At 50.8% G+C, this 14,921-nt stretch carries 12 protein-coding genes and 1 pseudogene; 5 read left to right on the top strand and 8 right to left on the bottom strand.

Annotated features, from left to right (window positions below):
• The first annotated feature begins 453 nt into the window (after positions 1 to 453).
• Complete coding sequence (locus PSSD_RS22800) at positions 454 to 666, top strand: hypothetical protein (RefSeq protein WP_058973796.1); 213 nt, start codon at positions 454 to 456, stop codon at positions 664 to 666.
• A gap of 1,491 nt (positions 667 to 2,157) precedes the next feature.
• On the opposite strand, the gene PSSD_RS27845 is transcribed toward PSSD_RS22800, so the two are convergent.
• Together PSSD_RS27845 and PSSD_RS22795 are read right to left on the bottom strand one after the other, a co-directional pair.
• Entirely contained in the window at positions 2,158 to 2,334 is a 177-nt protein-coding gene (locus PSSD_RS27845) for a hypothetical protein (RefSeq protein WP_167347701.1), read from the bottom strand.
• Between the two features lie 99 nt (positions 2,335 to 2,433).
• A complete protein-coding gene (locus PSSD_RS22795) occupies positions 2,434 to 2,661 on the bottom strand; it encodes a hypothetical protein (protein ID WP_058973798.1) in 228 nt (75 codons plus the stop codon).
• 343 nt (positions 2,662 to 3,004) lie between these two features.
• On the opposite strand from PSSD_RS22795, the gene PSSD_RS27840 reads away from it, so the two are divergent.
• A complete protein-coding gene (locus PSSD_RS27840; RefSeq protein WP_167347700.1) occupies positions 3,005 to 3,172 on the top strand; it encodes a hypothetical protein in 168 nt (55 codons plus the stop codon).
• Between the two features lie 113 nt (positions 3,173 to 3,285).
• Here the strand turns inward: PSSD_RS27840 and PSSD_RS22790 are convergent.
• Positions 3,286 to 4,415, bottom strand: a protein-coding gene (locus tag PSSD_RS22790) for an IS3 family transposase (RefSeq protein WP_153011489.1) whose coding sequence is annotated in 2 segments (ribosomal slippage) — positions 3,286 to 4,157 and positions 4,157 to 4,415 — 1,131 coding nt in all. Because the reading frame shifts where the segments join, the coding sequence is not laid out codon by codon here.
• 373 nt (positions 4,416 to 4,788) lie between these two features.
• Between PSSD_RS22790 and PSSD_RS22780 the strand changes: the two genes are divergently transcribed.
• A complete protein-coding gene (locus PSSD_RS22780) occupies positions 4,789 to 5,175 on the top strand; it encodes a VOC family protein (protein WP_058973794.1) in 387 nt (128 codons plus the stop codon).
• A gap of 34 nt (positions 5,176 to 5,209) precedes the next feature.
• Here the strand turns inward: PSSD_RS22780 and PSSD_RS22775 are convergent, their stop codons facing one another.
• The 5 genes from PSSD_RS22775 to PSSD_RS22755 all read right to left on the bottom strand — a co-directional run bounded on the left by PSSD_RS22775 (position 5,210) and on the right by PSSD_RS22755 (position 11,624).
• The gene (locus PSSD_RS22775) at positions 5,210 to 7,498 is read right to left on the bottom strand and encodes a molybdopterin-dependent oxidoreductase (protein ID WP_058973793.1); all 2,289 of its coding nucleotides are present in this window, start codon (positions 7,496 to 7,498) and stop codon (positions 5,210 to 5,212) included.
• 35 nt (positions 7,499 to 7,533) lie between these two features.
• Positions 7,534 to 8,295, bottom strand: coding sequence for an amino acid ABC transporter ATP-binding protein (locus tag PSSD_RS22770; protein ID WP_039327937.1), 762 nt, complete (start codon positions 8,293 to 8,295; stop codon positions 7,534 to 7,536).
• Positions 8,288 to 9,211 carry an amino acid ABC transporter permease gene (locus PSSD_RS22765; RefSeq protein ID WP_058973792.1) on the bottom strand — a complete coding sequence of 308 codons (924 nt, stop codon included), beginning with the start codon at positions 9,209 to 9,211 and terminating at the stop codon, positions 8,288 to 8,290. Before PSSD_RS22765 ends, PSSD_RS22770 begins: the two co-directional genes overlap by 8 nt.
• The gene (locus PSSD_RS22760; protein WP_058973791.1) at positions 9,208 to 10,104 is read right to left on the bottom strand and encodes an ABC transporter substrate-binding protein; all 897 of its coding nucleotides are present in this window, start codon (positions 10,102 to 10,104) and stop codon (positions 9,208 to 9,210) included. Before PSSD_RS22760 ends, PSSD_RS22765 begins: the two co-directional genes overlap by 4 nt.
• Positions 10,105 to 10,430: 326 nt before the next feature.
• Positions 10,431 to 11,624 (bottom strand): glycoside hydrolase family 5 protein, encoded by a 1,194-nt coding sequence (locus tag PSSD_RS22755; protein WP_235589275.1) that lies wholly within the window; start codon positions 11,622 to 11,624, stop codon positions 10,431 to 10,433.
• Positions 11,625 to 11,955: 331 nt separating this feature from the next.
• On the opposite strand from PSSD_RS22755, the pseudogene PSSD_RS22750 reads away from it, so the two are divergent.
• Both PSSD_RS22750 and PSSD_RS22745 read left to right on the top strand, forming a co-directional pair.
• A pseudogene (locus PSSD_RS22750) lies at positions 11,956 to 14,132 on the top strand (TonB-dependent siderophore receptor).
• Between the two features lie 351 nt (positions 14,133 to 14,483).
• Positions 14,484 to 14,921 (top strand): IolE/MocC family protein (locus PSSD_RS22745; protein ID WP_500812366.1); only part of this gene is annotated, 438 nt, incomplete at its 3' end.

The raw sequence follows: 14,921 nt of genomic DNA, 5'->3' as shown, positions 1-14,921 counted from the left end.
TAACACCTAACCAGCGCGACAGATTCTGATAATGCAATCCCACGCAACTTTGTTTTCAACCCTCAGGCTGAAGTGCCCTCGCGGCTGTAACAAATCTGACCTCCCCCTGTGAGTAGGATTTCCAACTTTATGTGTGCCGTTAAGATAAGGTGGCTTTTTAGTTAATTAGCCGTCGTAGCCGATGACGAACATATTCAGTCGATGTCCACTTCACTCAATGAGGCCCTTTAGCTTTGACTTTGGGCAGCTTCGTGCCAATAGCGGATGCTCGTATTAAAGTTTGCAGTTAAAACCCCTGCAAATACCTCTTACAATCTTCGATTTTTTTTTGAAATCCGCACTATTCTGAAAATTTTAAATACCAATCAAACTTTCCATTAATTGATTGCAGGTAAGAGGTCATATCAGTATAACTTTATAAAAATAAGAACATTTTAATTGTGGAGAACAAACATGGAAAAGACTTCAACTGAAGCAACCTTTGTTCCTTTACTGACAGGAATTATCGGCGAAGCCGTACTCGAACTTATAGATCGTGGCAGAAATGTCAGCAGAGAAGACATTGTGACCATGCTGGAGAAGAAAAAACGTGCGTGCGAGCTCCTGGCTGTTGCGCGTGTCATTGATGATGCGCTTTTCTGGATGCGTAAAGATGCCTCCAGCTGATGATTTGCGCGGGTCTGAGGGCAATAGCCGGGCGTATATTAATATGCAAAATGCCCCTCTTATGCTGAGGCAGAAAGATCATTAAGCTGGTAGCTGGTAGAAGAACGAAACAACTGTCAGGTGAGAAATTCCCCGTTGTATGGCAAACAGCATTGCTAGCAACATCTATCACGAACATCTGCTGATCGCTATTCGCTGTCCCTGGGCCGTTCCTTCGACTGCTGAGTGCCAAAACTGAAATAGCTAACATTTGTCTGCGTGGAGCAACGGGGGGACGGGCCAAGAGAACTACTTAAGCCTCTTTCTCAGAATATTTGCGGCATCGCGTGCGAAAGCTTTTGTCTGTAAATCTTTTGATGAAGCTGAGATTCTTTCAAGTTCATACAAAATGTTAGCCTTACTTAGTTCTACCCCTCTGGCGGTTAATTCAATGACAGCTGCTCCTATAGCGCATCCAATCATCCCTGCCCTGTGTGATCTGGTTTCGTTCATGTGACATAGGTGAGTAATTAGTTTGACTTAGGATAAAAATAGATCGAAACGGCGATTTTTCAAGAAAACGTAAAGCACTAACTTCTATAAAGATGGTCCAAAGGGCTGCTACAGCAGCTCTGTGACAGACTCAGGAAGTCGTTAACAACAGTCTTTGTGCAGTACTGAGGGACCAGTCAATATTGATACAGGTAAGTATGAAAACCAGTTATTCAACATTAAAGGTGTTATGGTGGGTGCTCCCTGTGTCAGGGATACAAACAAAGGCCTCAAAAAATGGGAATCGCTGGATGGATAGGAAGTATAATAATCATTACATTGGTGGGAGCAGGAATCGTAGCGCTATCCAGGCTTTCAGTTCAGGTTTCTAACAATAATGATGACAAAGAACCCTAGAAAATTTTTTTGCGAACAGACCTTAAACGCACAGGAATTTTAGTAACTTCGTCAGTTACTGTTTAATTAACTTAAACATTTTATGCAATTCCCGTTTAAATGGTCGAGTCGCCATACAGTCTGGAATATGTGCCTGAGAATTTACCCTGTCAATAAAAAGACGGCGTCAATACCATTATTTACACTCTTCAGGAAACGCCATATGGAATATTCATCAGACCTTTACAAAAATAACCTGTCTTAATACCCATTTCTGGTCCAAAGTTATCACCTTGTCTGAGTGACAAACGCTTAGCTGCCCACATGTTCACCCGCTGACCGCCTCAACCAGCCGCCGATCATGCATTAAGCATTCAGAACGTGGACAAGCGCGGTACTCCTACTACCGCGCGAGTGGGGAGAAGCCTGCATATATATATTGCAGGTTTTTTTTCGTATCCAGTCTTAGCAAACCAAAACGGGTAGCAGCAATAGCCTGAAAGTTAAATATAAGACCTGGATGTAACTCAATAAAAATATTCTACGTGGCAGAAATTCATTCTGGTATTGAAAAACGAGCTTTTGAGCTGGTGAGTCGTAAAGGCGCTCGTGAAAGCGCCACTTTTATTCGGGCTCCCTGAGCCTCTCGCTGATGATGCGGTAGCCATCATGGGTGAGTTTTGTGAGACTGACGGGTTTGTCATGCTGAGGTTGTATCCATCCTTCAGGCTGACATTCGGAATAAAACCATATTTCAGGCTCATCACTTCCACGTTTGAGCCAGTAATAGCCTTCTTTCATAGTGATATCCTCCGTTATAGCCTGGCCTGCTTACCGAAGATTCGAAGTTCAGGCCACTGTAAGCACATCAACAGCCCGGAGGTGACTGAGGATCCCGTGTCAGAGCAGTTTGTTTGCGGCCTCAAGTATTTCATCGCTTGAAAGTGTGCGGTCAGAGGCAACGTGAACCACCATTGAGTCCCCAGTCAGAGAAGGGAAACCAGCAGACATTATTTGAAGCTGAATTTCTTGTCCGCTGGGGTAGGCTTTGCGGATTGAAGTGACCCCATCCATCAAGCTCATGACGACTGCGGGAGCTAAATTAAAGAAAACGATAACTCGTTTCATATACATCCTATGAGCCAGTGAATACCGACCTTATCACGACCACATGCAATTAGCTTGCAAATACTTGAGATGGAGTAACTTTTAATGAAAATTTTAAAGTTCTGATGGTTCTCATTAACTTAAAGAGAATTACAATCAAAACTTAAATAAAAGACTAAGTATCAATTGCTTACGCACCCTTAAAATACATATTTTTATGTGCATAATGGAACCTCAAGGTAAAATTAAAATAATTATTTCACGCATTTTATTTGCTTTCGCTTCGTTTACGTCTAGTCTTGACATACTTTTAATCACCCTCCATAGACATGCGGCGGTCTGTAATCACCTCTCAGGATAAATTTTGGAAACTCACTCAGCCGTTATAGATCAACTATCGTCTCTGATTCATCTTGTTACTAATAGCGAAAAAGAAATTTTTAGCGAAGACAAAACAGAAGAGATGGTTGAAATTTACCTTGTGCTGGGCGCAATGCTCCAAAGGGCATATCAAGTGAAAATAAAAGCCTGACTGGCGATTTTATCGGCATTTTTTACACTATCTCCTAACTTTAGAACCAGGTTTGTTGCTCGCTCACTGCCGTCCAATTGGCGTTGACCTGCCCCCAGAATTAGATACAACCTTCAGTTAGTAATGTCGGTTGGTTTTTCTTCATATTTCCCGTTTCGCCAGCCCGCTGCAAATTCAGCCGGCGTCAGGTAATTCAGTGATGAATGTGGTCGACACTCGTTATAATCCTGCCGCCAGTCATTAATGATTTCCCGGGCATGTAGAATATCGCTGAACCAGTGCTCATTCAGGCATTCATCCCGAAAGCGACCATTGAAACTCTCAATAAATCCGTTCTGCGTTGGCTTGCCCGGCTGGATTAAGCGCAACTCAACACCATGTTCAAAAGCCCATTGATCGAGCGCGCGGCAGGTAAATTCCGGACCCTGATCGGTTCTTATCGTTGCAGGATAGCCACGAAACAGCGCAATGCTGTCCAGAATACGTGTCACCTGAACGCCTGTAATCCCGAATGCCGTGGTGATCGTCAGACATTCCTTCGTGAAATCATCCACGCAGGTCAGGCACTTCATCCTGCGGCCGCTGGCAAGTGCATCCATGACAAAATCCATCGACCATGTCAGGTTCGGCGCATCCGGGCGAAGAAGCGGAAGCCGCTCCGTCGCCAGTCCCTTGCGGCGTCGCCTGCGTTTTACACTCAGGCCGTTGAGATGATAGATGCGGTATACCCGCTTGTGGTTGACATGAAGGCCCTCCCGACGCAGTAGCTGCCAGATGCGCCGGTAACCAAAGCGGCGGCGCTCAAGTGCCAGCTCTGTGATGCGTAAGGACAGCTGCGCGTCAGCAGCCGGACGCTGAGCCGAGTAACGGCAGGTCGACAGGGACAAAAGGGACAAACCTGCCAGCCTGCAGGCACGACGTTGCGACAAACCTGCGGCCTCGCACATGACTTCCACGGCTTCCCGCTTCTGGTCTGTCGTCAGAACTTTCGGCCAAGAGCCACCTGAAGCGCCTCCTTATCCAGCATGGCTTCAGCGAGCAGCTTCTTGAGGCGGGCGTTCTCCTCTTCAAGCGACTTGAGCCGCTTCACTTCGGGAACTTCCATGCCACCAAACTTCTTGCGCCAGGTGTAAAAGGTAGCGTCTGAAATAGCATGCTTACGGCAGAGTTCCCGGGCTGAAACCCCGGCTTCTGCCTCGCGGAGAATACTGATGATCTGTTCGTCGGAAAATCGCTTTTTCATGGGGATGTCCTCATGTGGCTGATGAAGACATTACTAACATCGCGGTGTATTAATCAACGGGGAGCAGGTCAAAGTGAATGCAAATACCGAGTTTAAAGCAGTAACAGAAATTCGGACATTTTTCGGACATTTTCGGACATTTTCGGACCGAAAACTCAGTTCCTTTATAATCAATATGTTACGAAAGTCAGAAAAATTATGTGCCGCGGGTTCTCTTCTCTTGCCCTGAACCGGAGATAGAAAAACTTTAATCATTGAGAACAGAGCAAGCAAATCCAGATGCATGATAAACCCAGTGTGGCTGCGGCTCCTGACAGAATCTGTCACAGCCGCCCCTTATTATTCAGCCGTAAACCCACAAGGAGAAAAAACCATGTTTACTGCTGATATGACCATCATTTATGTGCCGAACGTCATTAAAAGTGCTGACTTCTATGCATCGCTGTTTGACTTGAAACCCATCAACGTCACGCCAACCTTCGCCATGTTTGTGTTTGAAAATGGCTTCAAGTTTGGACTGTGGTCTAAGTACACGGTATTACCAGGCGTCAACAGCCAGCCGTTCAACGCCAACGGTGAAATCACCTTCAAAGTGCAGCATAAAAAGGACGTCGACTTCTTGTACAACGAATGGGGGGCTTTCCGCGAGATCACCATTATTCAATCCCCAACCGAGATGGAATTTGGCTACACCTTCACAGCCATTGACCCAGACGGCCATCGCCTGCGCGTGATGTTTTTGCAGTTAGAAGAGGCGTAATGATGCAGGGGCGCCGCCTGGCGCCCCATGGATGCTAAATCTGAGGAGGTATAAACGCCTGCACCGGGGTGAGTTCGCCGCTGTATTTGCGTACCTGCACTACGGTGATTTGCCCGCTGCACCCTTGCGTCAACGATGAAGTGCCAATATCTAACGTCAGCACATTGGGATTACCGTGACGACACATCGGGCGCAGTGCGAGTGGATCAACAGGGTCGTACCAGGCACCGGTAGGTAACTGAACCACGCCCGCCATAATCGTATCGGTAACACGCGCACTGGCCAGTACATGTCCACGCTGGTTATACAGCTCAATAATTTCACCGTGCTTGATGCCCAGCGCAGTAGCATCCTCGGGGTTAAGGCTGCACACCTCACGGCCATCACGTTTGCCACTTAAACTGTAGTCGCCAAAATCAAGCTGGCTGTGCAGACGCGTAGCCGGTTGATTGGCGATCAGCCAGAACGGGTGCTGGTGATCCGGCTTTTGCTGCGGTTCACGCCACACCGGATGTCCCGGACAGTTTTCATAATCAAAGCTGGCAATAGTGGCGGAAAAAATTTCGATTTTTCCGCTTGGCGTAGGCAACGGCGCAGCTTCTGGATCAGCGCGGAAGGCGTTGATCATCCTGCCGCCATCTTTTAGCTGCGGCAACTCCAACACTCCCTGCTGCCAGAACTGGTCAAAATCAGGAATCTCCACCTGATGCGTGGCCAGTTTTGCCTGCAACTGCGCGTAATGATGTTTCAGCCAGCCGCGCGTATCCCGGCCTTCCGTAAAGGCTTCCTCACGACCCAGACGCCGCGCCATCTCGGCAAAAATCACATAATCGTCTTTGGCTTCGCCGTGCGGTGCCGCTACGGATTGCATCGCAAACAGGTGACGATCGGTTGGCGCACCGCCAATGTCTTCTCGCTCCAGCGTCATGGTAGCGGGCAAAACGATATCGGCATGACGCGCACTGGCAGTCCAGGCGATCTCATGCACAATCAGCGTATCCAACTGACAGAATGCCTGACGTAAGCGCGCGAGGTCCTGATGGTGATGGAAGGGATTGCCACCCGCCCAGTAGGCTAATCGAATGTGCGGATAGGTTAAGCGGCGACCGTTGTAGTCAAAGGGTTTGCCGGGATTGAGTAACATATCCGAGATTCGCGCCACCGGGATCAGACGATCAATGCCGTTTTTGCCCTGTGGCAACGCCGGGAAACTCACCAGATTATGGTGTTTGCCGTAATGCCCCAGCGCACCCAATGCATAGGTATAGCCGCCGCCGGGTAATCCTGGCTGACCGAGCGCCGCCGCCAGCACCAAACCGAGCCACACCGGTTGCTCACCGTGCTCAGCACGCTGTAGGGCATGCGCGACCGTCACCAATACGCGTTTGCCGTGCAGTTGGCGGGCAAAATCGCGAATAAAAGCAGCGTTGGCACCACAGATATCAGCGGCCCAGGCCGCGTCACGCACCGTGCCATCCTCTTCGCCACGAATGTAGGCAACCATGGCTGGCCAACCCACCGTATAGCGACTGAGAAACGCTTCATCGGTGAGTTTTTCTTCAATCAAGACTGATAACAGACCGAGGATAAAAGCGGCATCGGTGCCGGGACGTAGCGCCAGCCACTCCCCCTGCGCTTCATCAGGCAGATCGCTTTTCAGCGGGCTAACGGAGATGAAACGCGTGCCGCGCTTTGCTGCCTGGTGCATAAAACCGCGTTCGGTGTGTTCGCTTAATCCGCCGCTCGCCACCTGCGAGTTTTTCAGCGCCAGGCCACCAAATGCCAGTACGATTTCACTGTGCTGAGCAATCTCTTCCCAGCTGACGCCGCGCCGAGCGATCTCTGTCATGTCGCCGACAATGTGCGGTAACAGCACGGACGCAGAACCAGAGCTATAGCTGTTCACCGACCGGACATAGCCGCCGAGTGTGGTATTCAGGAAACGGTGCACCTGGCTTTGCGCATGGTGAAAACGCCCAGCGCTGGACCAGCCATAAGAGCCACCAAAGATCCCTTCAGGGCCATAACTGTCCCCGACGCGTTTCAGCTCGTTAGCCACCAACTCGTAAGCCCGCTCCCAGCTCACCGCCACATATTCATCATTGCCACGACGTTGATCCGGGCCAGGGCCGTTTTCCAGCCAGCCACGACGTACCATCGGACGGGAGACGCGAGCCGGGTGGTTAAGCGCGGTGCGGAAGTTTTGTAGCAGTGGACTCGGGTCCGGATCGCCTTTGAAGGGTTCGATGGTGAGCTGATCGCCCGATTGCTGGGCATGGAAAGCACCCCAGTGGGCGCTGTGCATTACCGGTTTTTGCGTCATCACTGTTCCTGGCTGTCAAAAATGAAAAACGGTGCTTAAAGCACCGTTGCAATAAAGTTTCTTACGCGCCCGTTTTCCGGGTCGTCGAGGACTTGCTGAGTCGGCCCAGCCGCGACTATCTTGCCGTCTTCCATAAAGACAATGTTGTCGGCGACCTCGCGGGCGAAGCCGATTTCGTGCGTCACAATCACCATAGTGATGCCAGAGTGCGCCAGTTGTTTTATCACCTGCAGCACTTCACCGACTAATTCCGGGTCAAGCGCTGAAGTCGGTTCATCAAACAGCATCACGCCGGGGTCCATCGCCAGCGCGCGGGCAATGGCGACACGCTGTTGCTGACCACCTGACAGGTTTTGCGGCCACTCCTCTTCACGCCCCGCCAGTCCCACCTGCTTCAGCAACGAGATGGCTTTGCTGGTGGCTTGTTGGCGGTTCTGCTTTTTCACTCGCATCGGCGCATCAACGATGTTCTGCAACACCGTACGATGCGGGAACAGATTGAATTGCTGAAACACCATGCCGATCTCGGCACGCTGGCGGGCAATCTCGCTGCTGCTTAATTCGTGCAGCGCCTGGCCTTTCTGCTTATAGCCAATGATTTCGCCGCCGATACGAATGGTGCCGCCATCCAGTTTTTCCAGATGGTTGATGCAGCGCAGCAGCGTGGATTTACCCGAACCCGAAGGCCCGAGGATCACGGTTACAGAACCGGCAGGAATATCGAGGTTCACTTCATCAAGAATGGTGACACCCGAGAAGCGTTTAGTGACTTTACGTAAGGCGATCGCTTCAGCCATTGCTCACGCTCCTTTCAACTTTCTGCGCAGTCAGTCTCGGCAATGACTTAAAGAAGCTGCGCTTTTCACGACGTGTCACACCGCGACCAAAATAGCGTTCCACATAGAACTGACCAATGGACAGCACTGACGTCATCAACAGATACCACAGCGTCGCCACCAGCAGCAGCGGGATGACTTCATAAGTACGCTGGTAAATGATCTGCGCCGAGAACAGCACATCCTGCAGTGAAATCACCGAGACCACGGCAGTGGTTTTCAACTGACCAATAATTTCATTACCGGCTGGCGGCATGATGGCACGCATCGCCTGTGGCAATACCGTGTGGCGGAAAATCTGCGCCGGACGGTAGCCCAACGCGCGCGCCGCTTCCAACTGACCGTTGCCCACACTTTGGATACCGGCACGCACAATTTCAGCCGCGTACGCGGACTGATGCATAACCAGTGCGATAACCGCTGCACTAAATGGACTCACCAGCGCATTAGATTGGGTGCTCCAGACCTCCCCTAATCCCGGAATCGACAAGGCGATGGTGGGATAGAGCGCGGCGATGTTGTACCACAGGAACAGCTGCACCAGCATCGGCACACCGCGGAAGAACCAGGTGTAAAACCAGCTCACGCCAACCAGAACCGGGTTGGACGAGAGGCGCATTAGCGCCAGCACCGTACCAAACGCAAAGCCCAGTACCACCGAAATAGCGGTGAGCTGCAGCGTCATCAACACGCCTTGCAGAATGGATTCGCCGGTAAAGTTTTCCGCAATCACGCCCCATTCGAAACGTGGGTTATTAATCATTGAATGCGCCATTGCCACGACGCACAACAGCACCACCAGCGCACTCAGCCAGCGTCCGTAGTAGCGTTTGCCGACGATCTTCAGATCGTCGGTGTGGTCACGTACATCACTCATTGAAAGATTTCCTGATTACGTTTAGCGACTTTCACCGCACCAAAACCGATGCCCCAGTTGTCGAGGATCTTCTGGTAGCTGCCATCTTTGATCAGTGAGTTAAGTGCGGCCTGAACCGCAGGCTCAAGTGGGGAGTCTTTCGGGAAAGCGACGGAAACCGGATAATCACTTACGGCCACTTCGCCGCTCAGTTCAAGTGGTTTGATCACTTTTGCCTGCCACAGCAAGCCTTCATAAGGACCCAGGAACATCGGCACACGGCCACTGACTACCGCCTGAACACCGGCTGGACGATCCGGGAACAACGCGACTTTGATCGGCTGTTTACCTGCCGCCACACAGGCTTTGCTGGCTTCATCCAGGCGGATAGCCTGCATGGTACCTGAACCAGCGCCTACTTCTTTGCCACACACATCATCAAAGGATGTAAACGGTGTCACTTTGTCGGCTTTACGCGAAATAAATGCCAGTTTGCTGGCATCGTAATAACCCACAAAATCGATGATTTTGGCACGTGCAGTGGTGGCATTGATGTTGGATAACGCGACATCGTAGCGGCCGGTTTTCAGGCCAGGAATGATGTTGTCGAAACCGCCGGTGTCACGCCACTGGACCTGAATCCCTAAGCGTTCACCCACGGCGTTCATGATATCGATTTCACGACCCGCCAACGTTTTGTTGTCTTCCTTATAGAAGGTTGTTGGTGGTGTGTTAGGGTTGGTTCCTGCCACGATATAGCCGCGCTTCAGCACATCCTCAGGCACCAGGCTTTTCAGCGCAGGATCGGCCTGAACATGGAGTGAGCTGTCAGTCGGGACGGATTGATCGGCGGCAAACGCGATGTGTGCACTCAATGCGAGTGCCAGCAAGGTGATACCTTTAGCGAGTTTCACTGGAACCTTTCTCCTGATGTATTCAATGTTTCCCGGCAGGGAAAAGGCGTTGAGGTAGCGATGTATTTTTCTCCCCTCTCACCTCACGGCGGAAAGGAATTTTCATCCTCTTAACGTCCCGCAGCCATTCTCAGTAAGATAGGCAGCGATCACAAATGCGAAAAACGGATATCTATTGCCAGATTTCGGGAATAGCGCCCGACAGCTTCTCGGATGGGGATAAGGGCGCCAGTCCCGGCGCGGGGTGAGCAGAAATATTCAGATTTTGCCAAGAGGATCAATAGCCTGCTTTTGCTGTGGCTATTGATCATTTAATTCTTAGCAAGTCACTTTTGTTCTAAGCGTTTGCGAATAGGTTCAAACTCTTTGGTGGCATGACGTGGCACCGTATCCGGCAAATTGTTCTCGGCGGCTTGCCAGTATTGCCAGGGCACTTTCTTGTTTCCCAGTTCGTAATCCATGCCGTCCCAACTGTCTTCCCGGAAGCTGTAAAACGCCCAGTGTGCCTGATGTTTATCCAGCACGCTGAGTACATCCTCCAGATACGTTGTGCAACCGGGCAATGTGCGAACACAACCCAACTCCGCCACCACCAACTGATGATTCGCCACGCCGTGCGCTTTCGCCCAGTTAAATGGCTGAGTTAAATATTCCGCGACCCGCTTTGCATCCCAATATTGCAATGAACCGGCATAGGGTACGTTGCCAGGATAGGGCCAGGGTGTTTGCCGTTTGGCATTTGGCGCGCTAGTCGCCGCATAGGGTTCATACATATGCACACTGTAGAGAACACGCTGGTCGTTTAATGGTTGGGGCCAATAGCTAAAGGCATCGGCTGCCGCGTACCAGCCACTATCGACCATAACGGGGGTTTGCTGATCGACTTCACGGATGGTCGCAATAATACGTCGATAGAATTCGGGCAAATCGCGCGCGCTGCCCTGATGCTGTTGATACCAGCTTTGCATGGTTGACGCTGAGGCATGTTCAGCCAGTCCCCCCATTTTTTCCGGTGCGGGCTCGTTAATGATGTTGTAGGCGGCTATCGCCGGATGATCTTTTAATACTGTCGCGAGATCGCGCCAGTAGTCCGCACTCTGCTGCCAAAACTGCTTATCCTGCCAAAGGCGGTCATCAAACTGCCCTCCATTATTCTGCGCCCAGCGCATGCCGGGCAGCGATAGCGGTGTGATCACCACCTTCAGCCCTGCTGCCTGCGCTTCATCGAGTACCCTTTTAAGCGTCGCGACGTCTTCTGCTACTAATCCCTGATAGCTGTCTGCGCTACCGAGCAGGAAATCGCGTTGCTGGGTCGGCCATTTGTCCCAGGATAATCGCACCCAGGAAGCACCGTAGTGATGCAGTGCTTTGAAGTAGTCATTGTTCGGGGGCAGTCGATTAAAGCTGTTACCGCCATGTTGTGGTTGCAGCCAAAAATCCATCTTTTCTGCAGCATTCGCGTGGGAAATGCCCAAGGAGATGAGGATGGTGAATGTAAAGCTTTGTATGATCTGGCGCACACTTTCTCCTTAATTATCGGTCGTCCAGCGCATCAATTTACGGTGCGATACTGAAACTAAACTAAAAACCCGATAAATTCCGTGCGTTAGCACCTTCTTCATCACACTGAATCGTAAAGATATTTATGACATTTTTATGAATGACGATTTTACTTTAGGCGTCCACTACTTCCAGATACTTCCTCTTTACGTATCTTCACGCTCCACAAGCAAAATGGACCAATCATGGAGAAATAAAGGAGAGCGCCTGACGCTAGATATACAATGATAAGCATTCTCATTATCATGCGCATTTGCTTACAAACGTTAATGCTTCAGGGAGAAGATTTAAGTGAATGTAACTGTGTATTGCAGAAAGCGTCCGATTGCACTGTTTTTGGCGGGTTTACTCACCTCACCTGCTTTTGCCGCAGAACCCACGGAAAAACTGGCTGACGATGAATCGATGATCGTCACGGCTGAGCAGGAGCTGAAACAGCAGCCTGGCGTCTCCACCATTACCGCTGAAGATATTAAGAAGAACCCTCCGGTTAATGACCTTTCTGACATCATCCGCAAAATGCCTGGCGTCAACCTGACGGGTAACGGTGCCAGCGGCAGTCGTGGTAACAACCGTCAGATCGATATTCGTGGTATGGGCCCAGAAAATACCCTGGTGATGATTGATGGCGTGCCAGTGAGCTCACGCAACTCGGTACGTTACAGCTGGCGTGGCGAACGCGATTCCCGTGGCGATACCAACTGGGTGCCCGCGGAGATGGTAGAACGCATTGAGGTGATTCGTGGCCCAGCTGCCGCGCGTTACGGTTCAGGTGCCGCAGGTGGTGTGGTGAATATCATCACTAAACGTCCAACCAATGACTGGCACGGCTCGCTGTCACTGTTCACCAATCAGCCAGAAAACAGCAAAGAGGGTGACACCCGCCGCGCGAACTTCGACTTAAGTGGTCCGTTGGCCGGTGAAGCATTGACCATGCGCCTGTACGGCAACCTTAACCGTACTGACGCGGATGCCTTTGACATCAACACGGCTGAAAACGGTTCTTATGCTGCTGGTCGTGAGGGCGTGCGTAACAAAGACATTAACGGTGTGCTGTCATGGAAAATCACGCCAACGCAGATCGTCGATTTCTCCTACGGTTACAGCCGTCAGGGCAATATTTATGCGGGTGATACGCAAAACAGCAACAGCAATGCCAGCACCGACGGATTGGTCGAAGCGCTTTACGGCCAGGAAACCAACCGCTTGTACCGCCAGAGCTATGGCGTTGTGCACAATGGAATCTGGGATTGGGGCACGTCTAAACTCAATTTCAATTACGAGAAAACCAACAATACGCGTCTGAAAGAAGGGACTGCGGGCCGTACTGAAGGGATGATCAATACCGATGAGTACGCCACCAGCCGTTTGGAGAGCTATCGTGCCGGCGGTGAGATTAACTTCCCACTCCAACTGCTGGTCGATCAAACCGTGACCCTCGGCGCAGAATGGAACCGCGATGAGTTAAACGATCCGGCTTCGATGTTAACGCAAACTGCGACAGGCGTGACGCTGCCGGGTAGTTCTGGCGATCCTTCGCAACGCAGTAGTAAAAACGATGCCACTATCAGTTCGCTGTTCTTTGAAGACAATATAGCCGCAACAGACAGTACTGAAGTCATTCCGGGCCTGCGTTTCGATTATCACGATCAGTTCGGTGCTAACTGGAGCCCGAGCCTTAACGTTTCTCAAGGGTTAGGGGATAACTTCACGCTGAAAGCCGGTATTGCACGCGTGTTTAAAGCGCCAAACTTGTATCAATCAACACCGGGATATCTGCTCTCTACTCGCGGTAACGGCTGTCCGATTGGGCTGACGCAATGTTATTTGCTGGGTAATGGCGATCTTGACCCTGAAACCAGCGTCAACAAAGAGATTGGCCTGGAGTTCAGTCATGAGGGGTATGTAGCCGGTATTACCTACTTCCGTAACGATTATAAAACAAAATCGTTGCCGGTACCGATCCTGTCTATTCCGCTGCGGGCTACAACGTACTGCGTTGGGAAAACGGTGGTAAAGCCATTGTGGAAGGGCTGGAAGGAAACCTGACTATTCCATTAATCACCGACACCCTGGAATGGCGAACTAATGCGACCTATATGTTCCGTTCAGAGAGCAAAGATACGGGCAATCCGCTTTCCATCATTCCTGAGTTCACCATCAACTCACAACTGGAGTGGCAGGCAACGGATGCTCTCAGTGCTAACGTAAACTGGACCCAATATGGACGTCAGAAACCGCGCCAGTTTGCAGAAACGAATACTGACGTGACCAATATGACCACCAAAGAGATTAAGCCGTACTCAGTGGTTGGCCTCAACCTAAATTACGACATCACCAAAAACTTGCGTGCTAATGCCGGTATCAACAACCTGTTTGATAAACGCATCTATCGCGAAGCGACCGGCGCAGTGACCTATAACGAACCCGGTCGCGCTTATTACGCGGGTGTAACCATGTCGTTCTAGCAAAAAGGGCGGCTTGAAGGTTAAAAGCCGCTCAATTAAGCAAAAAATCAATATGTATGCTGGTGCGCATTAATGCGCACCAAACCTCATCCATTCCCGTAGGCTCGCCATTTATGGCGACTGAAAGGCAGAAGGCCTGAAAGTCGCCCTACAACCAATAAAGACAAATTATTTGTTGACGTTAAGACGTCAATATTTGATGGTTTTACGTCAAATAACCTCTCGCTGCATACCCTCTCATCCGCTAATTTCTTCGCTACCTCTTCCTACAAAATTAAAGCCAATGATCAAAAAACGTTTTACCGCAGCGGGCAACCTGCCCCGAAACTCGGTGTCAGCCCACTTTCCTGGGTGAATGAAGTCCTGCACCACCTCGGCGCGGACACCACTGCCGAGCAGTGCTTAAGCGAGGCAAGGCAAGCAGGCTTTCAGGGCGTTGAACTGAGTCGTATTTTCCCGCGTGAACCTGGTGCGTTAAAACAGTTGCTGTCACAGCAACAACTACAGCTGGTATCAGGTTGGCACGACGGTTTTCTGACCGAGCGCAGCGTGGAGCAGGAACTGGATGCGGTGCATAACCACGCTTCTCTGCTGCAGGAAAACGGCGCCAGGGTCATGGTTTACGGTGAATGCGGCTGGATGACGGACAACGCACTGGATGTGCCGCTGCACGCCAGACGACTGCTGCCAGAAGATCAGGTTAAACCTTACGCCGCCAGGCTCTCCGCTTTCTCCGATGCGCTGCTGGCGCAATACGGATTGCACCTCGCCTATCACCATCACCTGATG

This window comes from Type-D symbiont of Plautia stali, from assembly GCF_001485335.1.
GTDB lineage: Bacteria > Pseudomonadota > Gammaproteobacteria > Enterobacterales > Enterobacteriaceae > Pantoea > Pantoea vagans_C.
Note: the sequence above shows the minus strand (reverse complement) of the source record. Positions and strands in the feature narration are given on the sequence as shown.

Coding starts and splice junctions, on each gene's coding strand:
- PSSD_RS22800 (WP_058973796.1), top strand. CDS start 454: ATGGAAAAGACTTCAACTGAAGCAACCTTTGTTCCTTTACTGACAGGA.
- PSSD_RS27845 (WP_167347701.1), bottom strand. CDS start 2,334: ATGAAAGAAGGCTATTACTGGCTCAAACGTGGAAGTGATGAGCCTGAA.
- PSSD_RS22795 (WP_058973798.1), bottom strand. CDS start 2,661: ATGAAACGAGTTATCGTTTTCTTTAATTTAGCTCCCGCAGTCGTCATG.
- PSSD_RS22780 (WP_058973794.1), top strand. CDS start 4,789: ATGTTTACTGCTGATATGACCATCATTTATGTGCCGAACGTCATTAAA.
- PSSD_RS22775 (WP_058973793.1), bottom strand. CDS start 7,498: ATGACGCAAAAACCGGTAATGCACAGCGCCCACTGGGGTGCTTTCCAT.
- PSSD_RS22770 (WP_039327937.1), bottom strand. CDS start 8,295: ATGGCTGAAGCGATCGCCTTACGTAAAGTCACTAAACGCTTCTCGGGT.
- PSSD_RS22765 (WP_058973792.1), bottom strand. CDS start 9,211: ATGAGTGATGTACGTGACCACACCGACGATCTGAAGATCGTCGGCAAA.